This window comes from Pseudomonas sp. BS3767, assembly GCF_900099665.1.
Classification (GTDB): Bacteria; Pseudomonadota; Gammaproteobacteria; order Pseudomonadales; family Pseudomonadaceae; genus Aquipseudomonas; species Aquipseudomonas cerasi.
The window spans coordinates 481,400-497,813 of the sequence record NZ_FNCX01000002.1 but is presented as its reverse complement, the minus strand read 5'-3'; the positions used below and the strand labels follow the sequence as shown (position 1 = coordinate 497,813).

The following is a 16,414-nucleotide window of genomic DNA, read 5'->3' as shown; positions in this document are numbered from 1 at the left end:
AAGCTCGATCACGCTGCGCCTTGCACCTCAAAGCCGCTCTTTATGGCCTTCGAACTGTTGCCGGTACTGATTGGGTGACAGCTCGGTGTGCTGGCGGAACAGTCGGGCAAAAAAGCTGGCGTCGTCGTAGCCCACCTCATAGCTGATGGTCTTGATGCTCTTGCGCGTCCCAGAGAGCAATCCCTTCGCCGTTTCGATCCGCAGTCGTTGCAGGTAATGCAGTGGCTTGTCGCCCGTGGCGGTCTGAAAGCGGCGCATGAAATTGCGAATGCTCATGCCATGCTCGCGGGCCACGTCTTCAAAGCGGAACTTGTCGGCAAAGTGCTCTTCCAGCCAGTGCTGAATCTGCAGGATGACCACGTCCTGATGAAGCTTCTGACCGCCAAAACCGATTCGCCCGGGCGAGTAGGTGCGACGCACTTCATAGAGGATGTCGCGGGCCACGGCCTGGGCGACATTGGCGCCGCAGAAGCGCTCGATCAGATAAATATACAGATCGCAGGCTGAGGTCGTGCCGCCCGCGCAATACACGTTGTCGGCGTCGGTGAGGTGCTTCTCCTGATTGAGCAGGACCTTAGGATAGCGCTCGGCAAATGCGCTGAAAAAACGCCAGTAGGTCGTCGCTTCCTTGCCGTCCAGCAAACCGGCTTCGGCAAGCCAGTAGACGCCGGTGGCTTCGGCGCAGAGTACGGCGCCGTTGGCGTGCTGTTCGCGCAACCACGGCAGGATCTGTGGATAGCGCTGACAGAGGGTTTCAAAATCGTCCCAGAAGGCCGGGATGACGATAATGTCGCTCTGGCACAGCGCGCCGTCGACCGGCAGGGTGACATCGCTGAAGCTGCTGACAGGCAGCCCGTCGGGGCTGACCAGGCGCGTTTCGAAGGCGGGCACCAGGCCGTGGCCCAGTTGCTTGCTGTAGCGCAGGCTCGCCAGGTGGAAGAAGTCCTTGGCCTGCATGACAGTGGAGGCAAACATCTTGTCCGTGGTCAGAATACTTACGCGGCGCAGAGGAGTGGCGTGTCGGATCGGCATAATCGTTATTCTTATATGGGTAAATGGTCAAGCTACGGCTGGATCGTCTTATTTTTTGCCAAAACTGTCCAGTCTCGTTACGTGGAGCCCCTTGGCAGGGTACCCATGATGGCTTTGTGCTAAGAGGGTCAATATCCGCCAATCCACGCCTCGCAGGCAATAAACAGAATGTGAACAAAAAATCCGGTTGAGGTTATTTTTACAGTCTGTATAATCCGCCAGCTCTTTGCAGTGGAAGTGATGCGCCGTCTGCCGAAGAATCTTGCCGTATAACGGACGCGCTGACCCGAGCCCCCGATAGCGTCTGTTTCCGGCTGCCTTTGACTTGTCAAAGTACGCACTATTCAGTAAGATCCGCCGTCTAATTTTCAGGGCGGCCCCTGAGGCTATAAAGAATGAAAACTTTTACTGCTAAACCGGAAACAGTTAAGCGCGACTGGTTCGTCGTCGACGCTGCTGGTCAGACCCTGGGTCGTCTGGCCACCGAAATCGCGAGCCGTCTGCGTGGCAAGCACAAACCGGAATACACTCCGCACGTTGATACCGGCGACTACATCGTCGTGATCAATGCCGAGCAGATCCGCGTTACTGGTGCCAAGACCACCGACAAGATCTACTACTCACACTCCGGTTTTCCGGGCGGGATCAAGTCGATCAACTTCGAAAAGCTGATCGCCAAAGCTCCTGAGCGCGTGATCGAGACCGCGGTCAAAGGCATGCTGCCTAAGAACCCGCTGGGTCGCGACATGTATCGTAAGCTGAAAGTCTATGCGGGCGCTGTACACCCTCATACTGCTCAGCAGCCCCAAGAACTGAAGTTTTAACGGAATAGTTCATTATGTCGGCGACTCAAAATTACGGCACTGGCCGTCGCAAGACCGCAACCGCTCGCGTTTTCCTGCGTCCGGGTACTGGTAACATCTCGATCAACAACCGCTCCCTGGACAATTTCTTCGGCCGCGAAACTGCCCGCATGGTAGTTCGTCAGCCGCTGGAACTGACCGAGACCGTTGAAAAGTTCGACATCTACGTCACCGTTATCGGTGGCGGCGTAAGTGGTCAGGCTGGCGCAATCCGCCACGGTATCACTCGCGCTCTGATGCAGTACGACGAGACACTGCGCGGTGCTCTGCGTAAAGCAGGCTTCGTGACTCGCGATGCTCGTGAAGTTGAACGTAAGAAAGTCGGTCTGCGTAAAGCGCGTAAGCGTCCGCAGTACTCGAAGCGTTAATACGCTCTTCGTTCAAAGAAAGAACGTCCATCCCCTCGCGGGGCTGGGCGTTTTTTTATGGGCGTGATTTTTACGGTCATGATGTTTTTGCGTTGCTCGTTTTACGTCGATATTGTGAAATTTATCCGCCTGTCGACGAAGATTACGGAATTTACATCGCGTAAATGAGCTATCTTGTGGCCCGCGACGAACGCCTGTCATGTTGTGTTCATTATCGGATGCGCCCTTGAAGCGCGTTCGTTCGTCTGTCCGATAAATTTTAACAAGCGAGGAGGATCGCCATGGGCGTGACCAACCGGTTGGCCTGCTACTCCGACCCCGCCGACCACTATTCTCATCGCGTACGCATTGTGCTCGCCGAGAAGGGTGTCAGCGCCGAAATCATTGAAGTGGCGGCAGGTCGTCATCCGCCGCAGCTGATTGAAGTAAATCCATACGGCAGCGTGCCGACCCTCGTCGATCGTGACCTGGCGTTGTACGAGTCGACCGTGGTGATGGAGTATCTGGATGAGCGCTATCCACATCCGCCTCTGCTGCCTGTCTATCCGGTTGCCCGTGCCAACAGTCGTTTGCTGATCCATCGTATCCAGAGAGACTGGTGTGGCCTTGTCGACCTGATTCTGGATACGCGCAGCAAAGAGCCTGCTCGTGTTCAGGCGCGCAAGGAGCTCCGCGAGAGTCTGGCCGGGGTTTCTCCGTTGTTCGCGGAAAAAGCTTTTTTCATGAGCGACGAGCTAAGTCTTGTTGACTGCTGTCTACTCCCCATACTCTGGCGTTTGCCAATTTTGGGTATTGAATTGCCGCGGCCTGCCAAGCCGCTGCTTGATTACATGGAGCGCCAATTTGCGCGTGAGGCTTTTCAGGCGAGTCTGTCTGCTGCCGAACGTGAAATGCGCTAAGGCTTAAGGAGCCGTTAATGAACTCCAGTCGCCCTTATCTTGTTCGTGCTCTTTACGAGTGGATCGTCGATAACGATTGCACCCCGCATGTGCTGGTCAATGCGGATTACCCGTCGGTGCAGGTCCCGCAAGGGTTTGCCAATGACGGACAGATTGTCCTGAATGTTTCGCCGAGTGCCGTGCGTCATCTGCATATGGATAACGAAGCGGTGAGCTTCGAAGGCCGCTTCGGCGGTGTGCCGCACACGCTTTATGTGCCTGTCGCTGCCATCCTGGGTATTTATGCCCGCGAGAACGGTCAGGGAATGGTTTTCGATCTGGAGCCTTCCATGGAAGAGGGCGAAGAAATCGAGATCGAGATCGAAGACGATACGCCTCCGCCAGACAGCGAACCGCCTCGTCCGAGTGGCAGGCCGAGTCTGAAGGTCGTGAAGTAAAAACCGGCAATAAAAAAGGCGATCTTCGGATCGCCTTTTTCATGCCTGTCGGTTACCCGTCAGTCGATGTACTCGAAGAGTTTGACGATCTTCTGCACGCCGGAGACGCCCTGTACCAGGTTGGTGGCGCGATTGGCTTCGTCCTGGGTTACCAGGCCCAGCAGGAAGACGATGCCGTTCTCGGTCACCACCTTGATGCGCGAGCCGGGAATGGATGCGTCAGCGATCATCTGGCTTTTGATCTTGGTGGTCAGCCAGGCGTCATTGTTGCGCGCCAGCAGCGAGGAGGGTGCCATCACCTGCAGTTCGTTGTTGACCTTCTTGACGCGCTGAACAGCGCTGGCGGCCTGTTCGGCCATTGCCTTGAGGTCGGCACGCGGTGTCTGGCCAGCCAGCAGCACGATGCCGTTGAAGCTGGTCACGACGATGTGCGAGCCCTCTGCGAGGTCAGGGTTGGCCTTGGAGATGTTGACGGCTGCCTTGGTCTCGATCAGTGAATCGTCGATCTTGCTGCCGAAGGTGCGCGTGCCGCGATCGTCTTCGATCGGTTTTTCGCGAGTGGCCGTGATCACCGAACTGCATCCGGTGATGCTGAGGCACAGTGTCAGAACCAGTAGGCTGAGACGATTAGGGGTCATTCTTCACTCCCGAACAGTTGGCTGTCGATCAAATCGCAAAGGCAATGGATCGCCAGCAGATGGACTTCTTGTATGCGTGCCGTGACATTGGCGGGTACGCGGATCTCCACATCCTCGGGCAATAGCAGCGAGGCCATACCGCCACCGTCGCGTCCCGTCAATGCTACGACAATCATTTCGCGATCATGTGCGGCCTGGATGGCTTGAATAATATTCGCCGAGTTGCCGCTGGTGGAAATGGCCAGCAACACATCGCCTGGCTGACCCAGCGCGCGAATCTGTTTGGAGAAGATTTCGTTGTAGCTGTAATCGTTGGCGATCGAGGTGATCGTCGAGCTGTCGGTGGTCAGTGCAATCGCTGGCAGGCTCGGCCGCTCGCGCTCGAAGCGGTTGAGCAGTTCCGAGGAGAAGTGCTGTGCATCGCCCGCTGAACCGCCATTGCCGCATGCGAGCATCTTGCCCTCGTTGAGCAGGGCATTGACCATGACCTGACTGGCTTGCTCGATAAAGGGTGCAAGGACTTCCGTCGCCTGTTGCTTGGTTTCGATGCTGGCCTGGAACAGCCGGCGAATTCGGGATTGCATGTCCATCAATGTGACCTTAATTAGAGCGTACGGCGGCGGGACGGATGCGCCGGGTTCTCCCGGGAGCTATCCGGCACACAAGGTGTGCAGCCGGCAAAACAAATAGCGAAATCGGTGACGGTTAGTAGTGTGTTGCAGGTCATGACTCAAGTCGGATTGCTGCTTCACTGCGCCAGGTCAGCTGTCAAAAGCGCTCTTGATCCAGTTCAGTGGTGCGGCCTTGCCGGGCTCGCCTTCAATGGCGATCACGTCGAAACGGCAGGGGTGATTGGCCCAGGCCGTTGCGTGCTGCAGAAAAAGCTGTGCGGCTGTGACGAGTTTCTCCTGCTTGCGAAAATCGACGCTTTCCGTGGCGCCGCCCCATCCTGAATGGCGCCGGTAGCGAACTTCGACGAATACTACTGTATCGCCGTCAAGCATGACTAGATCAAGCTCGCCGCGTTTGCATAACCAGTTTTGTTCAATCAGGCGCAGGCCCTGCTGCTGCAAAAACTGCAGGGCGAAGGCTTCGGCCTCGCGCCCTGCTTGCTGGCGGGTGCTGCGTTGCATCAAGGAGCGGTGTCCGGCAGGCGCTGGATCTTGCCGTCGACGAACTCGGCCCATGGCAGCTGGCGTTCGACGCGGCGGCCAGGGTTCAGGCTGAGGCTACCGGACAGCCCGTCAATGCGGCTGTCAGGCATCGCCTTGAGTTGAGCGAGGCGCGGCGCCAGGCGATACGCGTCGATACCCATCGCATACAGACGACCCAGGCTGCCTGCAGCCTGTGGCCATTGTGCGGTGACCTGCTGGCGCAGCGGGTCTTCGGCGTTCAGCAGCCATGGCGTTTCGCAGAAGCGCACGCCATTCAGGTCCATGTATTGGGCGTGATCGTTGCTGTTGGTGAACAAGTGCGAAGTGGCATAGACCGGAACGTCACCGGCGTACTGGAAGACCATGGTGGGTTTGATCTGTTGCGCTTGTTGTGGCGTCGCGGCGAGGAACATGAAGTCGATGTCCTGGCGACGGCTCGGCTGAGCTGCGATCTGAGTGCCGGCCGTGCTTTGCAGGCGCTGAGCGCGGCCTTCGCTATTGCGCAGCTGGAACAGGTCGGCGACCTGCTGTGCCAGTTCTACCGGCTGATCAACGTGCTCTGCAGCGATCAGCGTACCGCCCTTGGCTTGCCAGCTCTTGCGGAAGGCATCCAGCACGCGGTCACCCCACTCACCTTTCGGAACCATCGCAACGGCGCTGCGCTTGCCGTCCGCCCAGGCACGACGAGCAACCTCGCGGGCTTCGTCTTCTGCGGCCAGGCCGAACTGATACAGCTGCGCCGGGCCTTCATTGCTGGTATCGCTGTAGTTCAGCGCCAGTGTAGTAATAGGCAACTGCTGACGGCTGTTCAGTTGTTTGACGAGATTCTTTTCCAGCGGACCGACGACCAGTTGCACACCAGCGGCCTGAGCCTGACGGTAGAACTCGTCCATCGAGGTGATTCGCGAGCTGTCGAAGACCTGAATGGCCGGAGGATTCTCACCTGCTTGCTGAGCCTGGAAGTGCGCGGCCATGAAGCCTTCGCGCAGCGCCTTGGCGACTGCGGCCAATTGGCCATCCTGCGGCAGCAGCAGGGCAATTTTGGTAATCGGCTCGCTGGTCAGTGCACGCAGCTGCGCGAGAGCGGTTGGCAGTTGCAGTGCAGCAGGGTGTTTCGGATTCTGCGCTTTCCAGCTGTCGATGGCAGCCTGTTGCTGCTCAAGCGTGCCTGCGCCCTTGATCGAGCGAGCCAGGTTCAGCCAGCCGCCCATATCGTCGGTCGCTGTGCTCTGCAGTTGCTCGGCGGGCAGGGCAGAGACCAGTGTCCAGATCGCGTCATTGTTGGCGCTGGCGTCTGCGCCTTGCAGCAACGGGCCGGCATAAACACGTTCATTGGCGGCTGCGAGCGCCTGGCCATCGGCTTCTAGAGCGCGTGCCTTGACCATGTGCGTGCGAATCTGCTGCTCGACCGACAGCTCGCCCAGGCGCTGCATGCTTGGATGATTCAGGGCGGTCAGCGCTGCCTTGGGTTGATTACGGCCCATCGCCAGTTCGGCGGACAGTGTGCTGGCGAAAACCTGCAAGCCGGGCTTGAGTTGATCGATTTGCACCTGTCCGAGGATTTGCGCGGCGCGTCCTGCGTCATTCTGGCGGCTGGCCAGATCGGCCGCACTCAAGCGCAGCGTTGCGGCCTGCTCGGGGGTTTTGGCGCTGGCGGCCTGCTCGAGCAGTTGCTCGATGCTGGCATCAGGGGTTCGAGGCAGCTCGCCAAGGCTGGACGAGGGCGAGCTGGCACAGGCTGCAAGGAGGGCAGCGAGGCAGAGGGCAGAGAGCAGCCGCAGACAAGCGATCATTGGTATGTTCCTGAAACTCGAGCGAATTAACGGGGGATTGTACCCAAGCGCTGGCCGGGGTGCGATGTCGAAGGTATTTAAAGCCGTGATATCAGTCGCGTTAAGGTCATCTGGCGGCCAAATCGTTCAATTGGAGAGGTGCGCCGCGTTTCTTGCTCGGGTCTGAACATGTTTTCATTCCTTTTTTGTCGGCATCCTGACGCGCGAACCGTTCCGCCGCGCCGCAGCCTGTACAATGCAGTTTTTCCAAGCACCTGTTATAACCTGCGAGGTTTGCGTTTTGACTGTTCCGGTTGTTTCGAATTCCACTCCGGGTTCGCTTTATGTAGTGGCGACTCCCATCGGCAATCTGGACGACATGAGTGTGCGAGCCTTGAAGGTGTTGCGTGAGGTCGCGCTGATCGCAGCTGAAGACACGCGCCATTCCGCACGGCTGATGCAGCACTTCGGCATCTCGACTCCATTGGCAGCCTGTCACGAACATAACGAACGTGATGAGGGTAGTCGCTTCATTACACGTCTGCTGGCCGGTGATGACGTTGCGCTGATTTCCGATGCCGGCACGCCATTGATCTCCGACCCCGGTTATCACCTGGTGCGTCAGGCGCGTGCCGCAGGTGTTCAGGTTGTACCGGTGCCGGGCGCGTGTGCCTTGATTGCGGCTCTGTCTGCGGCCGGGCTGCCGTCGGATCGATTCATTTTCGAAGGTTTTCTTCCGGCCAAGGCTGCGGGTCGCAAGGCCAGGCTCGAGCGTGTCAGGGAAGAGCCACGCACGCTGATCTACTATGAAGCGCCGCACCGCATCCTGGAGTGCCTGCAGGATATGGAGCTGGTCTTCGGTGCTGACCGTCAGGCCTTGCTGGCGCGTGAAATAACCAAAACTTTCGAAACCCTCAAGGGTCTGCCTTTGGGTGAGCTGCGTGCATTCGTCGAATCGGACAGTAATCAGCAGCGCGGAGAATGCGTGGTGCTGGTGGCTGGCTGGACGCCGCCGGATGACGAAGATGTCATTGGTGAAGAGGCTCGTCGGGTGCTGGATCTGCTGCTTGCAGAGATGCCGCTCAAGCGCGCCGCAGCGCTGGCAGCCGAAATAACCGGCGTGCGCAAGAACCTGCTGTATCAGGTGGCGCTGGAGAAACAGAAGGAGTAACGGGGGCTTTTGAAGGGGGTAAGCGAGCCACACAATGCTATTAAAGCTTGTTCTTGATGGCGTGTGCCGCTAACCTTGTCGGCGGAGAGTCGATTGGACAGTCGCTGCCTCTTGTTGTTCCGCAACAAGGGGGGGAGGAAAGTCCGGGCTCCATAGGGCGGAGTGCCAGGTAACGCCTGGGAGGCGCGAGCCTACGGAAAGTGCCACAGAAAATAACCGCCTAAGCGCTTCGGTGCCGGTAAGGGTGAAAAGGTGCGGTAAGAGCGCACCGCACGTCTGGTAACAGTTCGTGGCAAGGTAAACCCCACTCGGAGCAAGACCAAATAGGGTTCCTAGGCGTGGCCCGCGCTGGAACCGGGTAGGTTGCTAAAGGCGTCCAGTGATGGCCGTCGTAGAGGAATGACTGTTCTCGACAGAACCCGGCTTACAGATCGACTCTCCACCTTTTTTTCTTCCCCTTCGTTTCACGCAGCAAAACCCCTCCGTAATACCAAAAAAATCTTACAGCTCATAAATCACATTAACTTTGAATCGCAACGATTTGAGCTGTGTGGGATTTATCCGTCAGTTCCTTCGCAAAATTACCTTTTTAGCCCTGATACCTCTCCTAAATCTCCGAAATGTAAGGGTTTTCCTTAAGACCGTGCCTTGACGGTGTGGTGGGCGCGTTCCTATAGTGTGCGCAAGTGGCAGAAAGTGGCACGAAGTGGGTTTTTTTAGCGCAAAAAGCTAATATTCGGAGAATGCGCCTGTGTTCCGTGGTGCCAATGCGATCAATCTCGATGCCAAGGGCCGTCTCGCTATGCCGAGCCGGTACCGTGACGAGTTGGATTCGCGTAGCGCCGGCCAACTTATCGTGACCATTGATGCCGTTGATCCATGCCTTTGCCTTTATCCGCTTTCCGAATGGGAGCTGATAGAAGCAAAACTTCGTGATCTGGCGACGTTTCGTGAAGAGAACCGCCGTCTGCAAAGGCTTCTGATTGGTAACGCTGTCGATCTGGAACTCGACGGGAGTGGGCGTTTTCTGGTGCCGCCGCGTCTGCGCGAGTACGCCAGGCTGGATAAGCGCGTAATGCTGGTGGGCCAGCTCAACAAGTTTCAACTGTGGGACGAGGACGCCTGGAATGCTCTTGCTGATGCTGACCTGGCTGCCATTCAAAAACCTGGCGCGATGCCCGACGAATTACGTGATTTGATCCTGTGACTATGAATAGCGGCTTTACCCACATCACCGTGCTGCTTGAAGAAGCCGTGGAGGCTCTCGCGGTGCGCGCCGATGGCTGCTACCTGGACGGCACGTTCGGGCGTGGCGGGCATAGTCGTCTGATACTCAGCCAGTTGGGCCCAGAGGGTCGGCTCCTGGGATTCGACAAGGACCCTCAAGCGATTGCCACCGGGCAAGCGCTAGCGGCCGAAGACGGCCGCTTTGTCATTGTGCAGCGCAGCTTTGCCGAATTGGGATCCGAGACTCAGGAACGCGGTTTGGCGGGCAAAGTCAGTGGCATTCTGCTGGATCTGGGTGTGTCGTCCCCGCAGCTGGATGATCCCGAGCGCGGTTTCAGCTTCATGAACGACGGCCCTCTGGACATGCGCATGGACCCGACCCGTGGCGTGAGCGCTGCCGAGTTCATCGCGACTGCACCGGCTGAAGAAATTGCCCGCGTTTTCAAGGAATACGGCGAAGAGCGATTTGCCAAGCGGATGGCCAATGCGGTCGTCGCGCGCCGCGAAGTCCAGCCTTTCGAGCGCACAGCCGATCTGGCAGAAGTGCTCAAGGTCGCCAACCCTGCCTGGGAAAAGGGCAAGAATCCTGCAACGCGTGCCTTTCAGGGCCTGCGTATTCACGTAAACAACGAATTGGGCGATCTGGAAGCCGGTCTCGAAGCGGCTCTGGATGCGCTGGAAGTGGGCGGCCGTCTGGTCGTCATCAGCTTTCACTCGCTGGAAGACCGCATCGTCAAGTTGTTCATGCGCAAGCTCGCCAAGGGCGAAGCCGACAACATGCCGCGTAATCTGCCGATCCAGTTCAAGCCGTTCGAACCGAAAATCAAAATTCACGGCAAGGCCCAGTTCGCCTCTGATGTCGAAACCAAAGCCAACCCGCGCTCGCGCAGTGCTGTCATGCGTGTAGCGGAGAAGCTCAGGTGAGCCGTCTGTTTCTTAAACCTCTGCCCGGCGGCAGCTTCATTATGCTGCTGCTGTTCATTGCTGTCCTGATTTCGGCGATTGGCGTTTCCTATAGCGCACATTGGAATCGTCAACTGCTCAACTCGCTGTATTCGGAAATGAGCGTGCGCGACAAGGCGCAGGCAGAGTGGGGCCGGCTGATTCTTGAGCAGAGCACCTGGACTGCACACAGCCGTATCGAGACTCTGGCCACCGAACAACTGAAGATGCGCATCCCGAGCGCTGCCGAAGTACGGATGGTGGCGCCATGATGAAGCTCGATGGCGCTCTTTATCCGTGGCGTTTTCGCGTAGTCGTAGGGCTGCTGGTGTCCCTCGTGCTCGCCATTTGCTGGCGCATCGTCGACCTGCAGGTCATCGACCATACCTTTCTTAAAGAGCAAGGCGATGCACGCAGCCTTCGGCATATTCCTATTCCGGCGCACCGTGGCCTGATCACTGACCGTAACGGCGAGCCGCTGGCGGTCAGTACTCCGGTGACGACGCTGTGGGCCAACCCGCGTGAAATGCAGCAGGACAAGTCCAAGTGGCCGATGCTGGCAGCCGCGCTGGGTCAGGATCTCAAGGCATTGACCGAGCGTCTGGACTCGCAGGCGAACAAGGAATTCATCTATCTGGTCCGTGGCCTGACGCCAGAGCAGGGCCAGTCGGTCATCGACCTGAAAGTACCGGGTGTCTACGGCATCGAAGAATTCCGCCGCTTTTATCCGGCCGGCGATGTCACCGCACACATGGTCGGCTTTACCGACCTTGATGACCATGGCCGCGAAGGCGTCGAGCTGGCGTATGACGACTGGCTCGCCGGTGTGCCCGGCAAACGTCAGGTCATCAAGGACCGGCGCGGTCGACTGATCAAGGATGTTCAGGTCACCAAGAATGCCAAGGCCGGAAAGACCTTGGCTTTGTCCATTGACCTGCGCCTGCAGTACCTGGCGACCCGTGAACTGCGCAATGCCATCGTCGAGAACGAGGCCAAGGCCGGCAGCATGGTGATCATGGACGTCAAGACCGGCGAGGTGCTGGCGATGGTCAACCAGCCGACCTACAACCCGAACAACCGCCGCACCATGGTGCCTGCCGCCATGCGCAACCGGGCCATCATCGACGTGTTCGAACCTGGTTCGACCATGAAGCCGATCTCCATGACCGCGGCGCTGGACAGTGGCCGCTGGAAGCCGACCGACAAGGTCGAGGTTTATCCGGGCACCCTGCAGATCGGCAAATACACGATTCGTGACGTGACCAAGACCGAAGGCCCGATCCTCGATCTGACCGGCATTCTGATCAACTCCAGTAACGTCGGCATGAGCAAGGTCGCGTTCGATGTGGGCGGTGAGGCGATCTTTCGTGCCATGCAGCGCGTCGGTTTCGGTCAGTACACCGGCCTCGGCTTCCCTGGCGAGCGCGTCGGCAACCTGCCCAACTACCGCGAATGGCGCAAGGCTGAAACCGCCACGCTGTCCTATGGCTACGGTTTGTCGGTCACGGCTTTGCAACTGGTGCATGCCTACGGCGCGCTGGCCAACAATGGCCGCATTGTGCCGTTGACCATTCTGAAAACAGATAAAGAGCCGGAATCGACCCAGGCCATTCCGGAGAAAACCGCCAAGACCCTGCAAGGCATGTTGCAGCAGGTTATCGAGGACCCGCGCGGCGTCTATCGCGCCCGTGTACCGTCCTACCACGTCGGTGGCAAGAGTGGTACGGCGCGTAAGACGTCCATCGGTACCAAGGGCTACGCGGAAAACTCCTATCGCTCGCTGTTCGCCGGGTTCGGCCCGATGAGTAACCCGCGTTACGCCATCGTGGTCGTCATCGACGAGCCGAGCAAGGGTGGTTACTACGGTGGTCTGGTTTCGGCCCCGGTATTCAGCAAGGTCATGTCCGGCACGTTGCGTCTGATGAACGTGACACCGGACAACCTTGCGCCACCTGAACAAGTCAACGCCGCACCGGCAGCCAAAGGAGGGCGTGGTTGATGGCCTTTAATCTGAGCAAGATTTTCGCTCACACCGACCGCGATGCGCTGATTCGCGAGTTGACTCTCGACAGCCGCAATGTCCGTCCGGGTGATCTGTTTCTAGCCATACCGGGTATCAAGGTCGATGGCCGTGCGCATATTGCCGACGCGCTCAAGCGTGGCGCGGCGGCTGTGGCGTACGAAGTCGAAGGCTCGACCGTTCTGCCGATCACTGACGTGCCGCTGATCCCGGTCAAGGGGCTCGCCGCGCAGTTGTCCGATATTGCCGGCCGCTTCTACGGCGACCCGAGTCGCAGTCTGAATCTGGTAGGTGTTACCGGCACCAACGGCAAGACCAGCGTCACCCAGCTGGTTGCGCAGGCGCTTGATGCGCTGGGTCAGCACTGCGGCATCGTCGGCACACTGGGCACAGGATTCTACGGCGCGCTGCAAAGCGGCCGTCATACCACGCCTGACCCGATTGCCGTTCAGGCGACGCTGGCCGATCTGAAAAAGGCCGGTGCGCGCGCAGTGGCGATGGAAGTGTCGTCTCATGGGCTGGATCAAGGGCGGGCGACGGCGCTGGCGTTTGATGTGGCGGTGCTGACCAATCTGTCCCGTGATCACCTGGATTATCACGGCACCATGGAAGCGTACGCTGCCGCCAAGGCCAAGCTGTTTGCATGGTCCAACCTGAAATGCCGGGTAATCAACCTGGATGATACTTTCGGTCGTGAACTGGCCGGTATCAAGCAAGAGTCTCGGTTGATCACCTATAGCCAGCTGGATAGCTCGGCCTACCTGTATTGCCGCGATGCGAAATTCGATGATGATGGCGTGCGCGCTACGTTGGTCACGCCTCAGGGCGAGCATTTCCTGCGCAGCAGCCTGCTGGGTCGCTTCAACCTGAGCAACGTGCTGGCTGCGGTCGGCGCTTTGCTGGGCCTGGATTACGCGCTGGACGAAATTCTCAAGGTGCTGCCGAAACTCGAAGGCCCGGTCGGGCGCATGCAGCGTCTGGGTGGTGCCGACAAGCCGCTGGTGGTTGTCGATTACGCGCATACTCCGGATGCGCTGGAAAAAGTCCTCGAAGCACTGCGCCCGCACGCCAAAGGCCGTCTGTTGTGCCTGTTCGGCTGCGGCGGTGATCGTGATCGCGGCAAGCGTCCGCTGATGGCTGAAGTGGTCGAACGCCTGGCAGACGGTGCGTGGGTCACCGACGACAACCCGCGCTCCGAATCGCCAGCCAGTATTTTTGACGATATTCGCCCTGGCTTCGCTGCTGTCGACAAGGTGCGTTTCATCGAAGGTCGCGGTCAGGCCATTGCCGAACTGATTGCCAGCGCCAATGCCGATGACGTCGTAGTGCTCGCCGGCAAGGGCCACGAGGACTATCAGGAAATCAATGGTCAGCGGCAGCCATTCTCCGATTTGCAAGAAGCCGCCAGCGCGCTTGCCATATGGGAGCCTGCAAATGCTTAAGCCAATGACCTTCAGCGAACTGGTTGTACCACTCGATGCGCGTCTGGTCGGGGGCGACTGCAGCTTTTCCGGCGTGAGCACCGACAGCCGTGGCATCGAGCCAGGCCAGCTGTTTGTAGCCCTGACCGGGCCGCGTTTTGACGGTCATGAATACCTCGATCAAGTGGCTGTCAAAGGTGCGGTCGGTGCTCTGGTCGAGCGCGAAGTGCAGGGCGCCGCCTTGCCGCAACTGGTCGTGCTGGATACCCGCAAGGCGCTTGCCCAACTGGGTGCCATGAATCGCAATGCATTCGTCGACCGGCCGGTTGCTGCAGTCACCGGCTCCAGTGGCAAGACCACGGTCAAGGAAATGCTCGCGAGCATCCTGCGCACGCGCGGCCCGGTGCTGGCGACCCGAGGCAACCTGAACAACGAATTGGGCGTTCCACTGACTCTGCTGGAACTGGCCCCGGAATACACGTCCGCTGTGATCGAGCTGGGTGCGTCGCGGGTCGGCGAGATTGCCTACACCGTAAGCCTCGCCAAGCCGCACGTCGCCATGATCACCAACGCCGGAACTGCCCACGTCGGCGAGTTCGGCGGCCCGGACAGAATTGTCGAAGCCAAGGGCGAGATTCTCGAAGGTCTCGGCGCGGGTGGTACTGCAGTATTGAATCTGGAAGACAAGGCGTTTCCGATCTGGCGCAAGCGCGCCGGCGATCGCAATGTCCTGACCTTCGCACTGACCGACTCTGCGGCTGACGTGTACGCCAGCGAGCTGAGCCGTGATGCTCGGGGCTGCCCGGCTTTTACCCTCAACAGCCCGCTCGGCACTGCCCGGGTCCAGTTGAACCTGCTCGGCACACACAATGTGTCCAACGCCTTGGCCGCTGCGGCTGCGGGCTGCGCAATGGGTGTGCCGCTGGAAGGGATCGTCACCGGGCTGAACAACGTGCAGCCGGTCAAGGGCCGTGCCGTGGCGCAAATCGCCAGCAATGGCATGCGCGTCATCGATGACACCTACAACGCCAACCCTGCCTCGATCAACGCGGCCGTCGACATCCTCACCGGCTTCACCGGTCGTACCGTACTGGTGCTGGGCGACATCGGTGAGCTGGGCGAATGGGCCGAGCAGGGCCATCGCGAAGTGGGCGCCTATGCCGCTGGCAAGGTGTCGGCGCTGTATGCCGTCGGCCCATTGATGACTCACGCGGTCAGCGCCTTCGGCGAGCACGCTTACCACTTTGCCAGTCAGGCTGAACTGATCGCGGCGCTGGGCGCCGAGCAGAATCCTGATACCACTTTACTGATCAAGGGCTCGCGTAGCGCTGCGATGGAACACGTCGTGGCTGCCTTGTGCGGTTCTAGCCTGGAGAAACATTAATGCTGCTGCTGTTGGCCGAGTTTTTACAACAGTTCTACAAAGGCTTCGCGGTCTTTCAGTACCTGTCATTGCGCGGGATCCTTGGCGTGCTCACCGCCCTGACGCTGTCGCTGTGCCTGGGGCCGTGGATGATCCGCACCCTGCAAATGCGTCAGATCGGTCAGTCGGTGCGCAACGATGGTCCGCAATCGCACCTGTCCAAGTCGGGTACGCCGACCATGGGTGGGGCGCTGATCCTGTCGTCCATCGGTATCAGTACATTGCTGTGGGCTGACCTGAGCAACCGTTACGTATGGGTTGTGTTGCTGGTGACACTGTTGTTCGGCGCCATCGGCTGGGTCGATGACTACCGCAAGGTGATCGAAAAGAATTCCCGGGGCCTGCCGAGCCGCTGGAAGTATTTCTGGCAGTCGGTTTTTGGCCTCTGTGCAGCGATCTTCCTTTATACGACTGCACCGTCGGCGACTGAAACCACGCTGATCGTGCCGATGCTCAAGGATGTGCGTATCCCGCTGGGTATCGGTTTCATCGTGTTGACCTATTTCGTGATTGTCGGCTCCAGCAATGCAGTCAACCTGACTGACGGGCTGGATGGTCTGGCGATCATGCCGACGGTGATGGTAGGCGGTGCCTTGGGCATCTTCTGCTACCTGTCGGGTAACGTGAAATTTGCTGAATACCTGCTGATTCCCTACGTGCCGGGGGCGGGCGAGCTGATTGTGTTCTCTGGGGCGCTGATTGGCGCCGGGCTCGGATTCCTCTGGTTCAACACGTATCCGGCGCAGGTGTTCATGGGCGACGTCGGTGCGCTGGCACTCGGCGCGGCGCTGGGCACCATGGCGGTGATCGTTCGTCAGGAAATGGTCCTGTTCATCATGGGCGGCGTGTTCGTGATGGAAACCCTTTCAGTGGTCATTCAGGTTGCGTCTTTCAAACTTACCGGCCGCCGCGTATTCCGCATGGCGCCGATCCACCACCACTTTGAACTCAAAGGCTGGCCCGAGCCACGTGTGATCGTCCGTTTCTGGATCATCACCGTGATTCTGGTGCTCATTGGCCTTGCCACGCTGAAACTGAGGTAGAACG

General features: G+C 58.9%; 17 protein-coding genes and 1 other RNA gene. 13 read left to right on the top strand and 5 right to left on the bottom strand.

All coding sequences use genetic code 11. The annotated features are described in order from the left end of the window. Nucleotides 1–27 precede the first annotated feature (27 nt). Nucleotides 28–933: a GlxA family transcriptional regulator gene (locus BLR16_RS06745; RefSeq protein ID WP_161429478.1), complete on the bottom strand. Its 906-nt coding sequence runs from the start codon at nt 931–933 to the stop codon at nt 28–30. 494 nt (nt 934–1,427) lie between these two features. On the opposite strand from BLR16_RS06745, the gene rplM reads away from it, so the two are divergent. The 4 genes from rplM to BLR16_RS06725 all read left to right on the top strand — a co-directional run bounded on the left by rplM (nt 1,428) and on the right by BLR16_RS06725 (nt 3,599). Then, nucleotides 1,428–1,856: a 50S ribosomal protein L13 gene (rplM, locus tag BLR16_RS06740; protein ID WP_002555065.1), complete on the top strand. Its 429-nt coding sequence runs from the start codon at nt 1,428–1,430 to the stop codon at nt 1,854–1,856. A gap of 14 nt (nt 1,857–1,870) precedes the next feature. After that, nucleotides 1,871–2,263 carry a 30S ribosomal protein S9 gene (gene rpsI / locus BLR16_RS06735; protein WP_002555064.1) on the top strand — a complete coding sequence of 131 codons (393 nt, stop codon included), beginning with the start codon at nt 1,871–1,873 and terminating at the stop codon, nt 2,261–2,263. A 281-nt stretch (nt 2,264–2,544) separates the two neighbouring features. Further along, a complete protein-coding gene (locus BLR16_RS06730) occupies nt 2,545–3,162 on the top strand; it encodes a glutathione S-transferase N-terminal domain-containing protein (RefSeq protein WP_003431480.1) in 618 nt (205 codons plus the stop codon). Between the two features lie 17 nt (nt 3,163–3,179). Then, nucleotides 3,180–3,599 carry a ClpXP protease specificity-enhancing factor gene (locus BLR16_RS06725; RefSeq protein ID WP_003313571.1) on the top strand — a complete coding sequence of 140 codons (420 nt, stop codon included), beginning with the start codon at nt 3,180–3,182 and terminating at the stop codon, nt 3,597–3,599. 59 nt (nt 3,600–3,658) lie between these two features. On the opposite strand, the gene BLR16_RS06720 is transcribed toward BLR16_RS06725, so the two are convergent. From BLR16_RS06720 to BLR16_RS06705, 4 genes are all read right to left on the bottom strand, one after another. Then, entirely contained in the window at nt 3,659–4,237 is a 579-nt protein-coding gene (locus BLR16_RS06720; RefSeq protein ID WP_003364054.1) for a BON domain-containing protein, read from the bottom strand. Next, on the bottom strand, nt 4,234–4,827 hold the full coding sequence (locus BLR16_RS06715; RefSeq protein WP_074805059.1) for a phosphoheptose isomerase: 594 nt from the start codon (nt 4,825–4,827) through the stop codon (nt 4,234–4,236). The genes BLR16_RS06720 and BLR16_RS06715 overlap by 4 nt, the downstream gene beginning before the upstream one ends. 171 nt (nt 4,828–4,998) lie before the next feature. Next, nucleotides 4,999–5,373 carry a YraN family protein gene (locus BLR16_RS06710; protein WP_170846025.1) on the bottom strand — a complete coding sequence of 125 codons (375 nt, stop codon included), beginning with the start codon at nt 5,371–5,373 and terminating at the stop codon, nt 4,999–5,001. Then, the gene (locus tag BLR16_RS06705) at nt 5,370–7,184 is read right to left on the bottom strand and encodes a penicillin-binding protein activator (protein WP_024662621.1); all 1,815 of its coding nucleotides are present in this window, start codon (nt 7,182–7,184) and stop codon (nt 5,370–5,372) included. Before BLR16_RS06705 ends, BLR16_RS06710 begins: the two co-directional genes overlap by 4 nt. A 280-nt stretch (nt 7,185–7,464) precedes the next feature. On the opposite strand from BLR16_RS06705, the gene rsmI reads away from it, so the two are divergent. From rsmI to mraY, 9 genes are all read left to right on the top strand, one after another. Continuing rightward, nucleotides 7,465–8,334 (top strand): 16S rRNA (cytidine(1402)-2'-O)-methyltransferase, encoded by an 870-nt coding sequence (rsmI, locus tag BLR16_RS06700; RefSeq protein WP_003431476.1) that lies wholly within the window; start codon nt 7,465–7,467, stop codon nt 8,332–8,334. Nucleotides 8,335–8,419: 85 nt separating this feature from the next. Further along, nucleotides 8,420–8,777, top strand: an RNA gene (rnpB, locus tag BLR16_RS06695) — RNase P RNA component class A. 308 nt (nt 8,778–9,085) lie between these two features. After that, a complete protein-coding gene (mraZ, locus tag BLR16_RS06690) occupies nt 9,086–9,541 on the top strand; it encodes a division/cell wall cluster transcriptional repressor MraZ (protein ID WP_002555055.1) in 456 nt (151 codons plus the stop codon). A gap of 2 nt (nt 9,542–9,543) precedes the next feature. After that, complete coding sequence (rsmH, locus tag BLR16_RS06685) at nt 9,544–10,485, top strand: 16S rRNA (cytosine(1402)-N(4))-methyltransferase RsmH (RefSeq protein ID WP_074805056.1); 942 nt, start codon at nt 9,544–9,546, stop codon at nt 10,483–10,485. Beyond that, the gene (ftsL, locus tag BLR16_RS06680; protein WP_003340690.1) at nt 10,482–10,775 is read left to right on the top strand and encodes a cell division protein FtsL; all 294 of its coding nucleotides are present in this window, start codon (nt 10,482–10,484) and stop codon (nt 10,773–10,775) included. The genes rsmH and ftsL overlap by 4 nt, the downstream gene beginning before the upstream one ends. Continuing rightward, complete coding sequence (locus tag BLR16_RS06675) at nt 10,775–12,502, top strand: peptidoglycan D,D-transpeptidase FtsI family protein (RefSeq protein WP_010427469.1); 1,728 nt, start codon at nt 10,775–10,777, stop codon at nt 12,500–12,502. Before ftsL ends, BLR16_RS06675 begins: the two co-directional genes overlap by 1 nt. Continuing rightward, entirely contained in the window at nt 12,502–13,965 is a 1,464-nt protein-coding gene (locus BLR16_RS06670; RefSeq protein ID WP_044308990.1) for a UDP-N-acetylmuramoyl-L-alanyl-D-glutamate--2,6-diaminopimelate ligase, read from the top strand. The genes BLR16_RS06675 and BLR16_RS06670 overlap by 1 nt, the downstream gene beginning before the upstream one ends. After that, on the top strand, nt 13,958–15,328 hold the full coding sequence (gene murF / locus BLR16_RS06665) for a UDP-N-acetylmuramoyl-tripeptide--D-alanyl-D-alanine ligase (protein WP_074805052.1): 1,371 nt from the start codon (nt 13,958–13,960) through the stop codon (nt 15,326–15,328). The genes BLR16_RS06670 and murF overlap by 8 nt, the downstream gene beginning before the upstream one ends. Beyond that, nucleotides 15,328–16,410, top strand: coding sequence for a phospho-N-acetylmuramoyl-pentapeptide-transferase (mraY, locus tag BLR16_RS06660; RefSeq protein ID WP_003431468.1), 1,083 nt, complete (start codon nt 15,328–15,330; stop codon nt 16,408–16,410). The genes murF and mraY overlap by 1 nt, the downstream gene beginning before the upstream one ends. Nucleotides 16,411–16,414 lie beyond the last annotated feature (4 nt).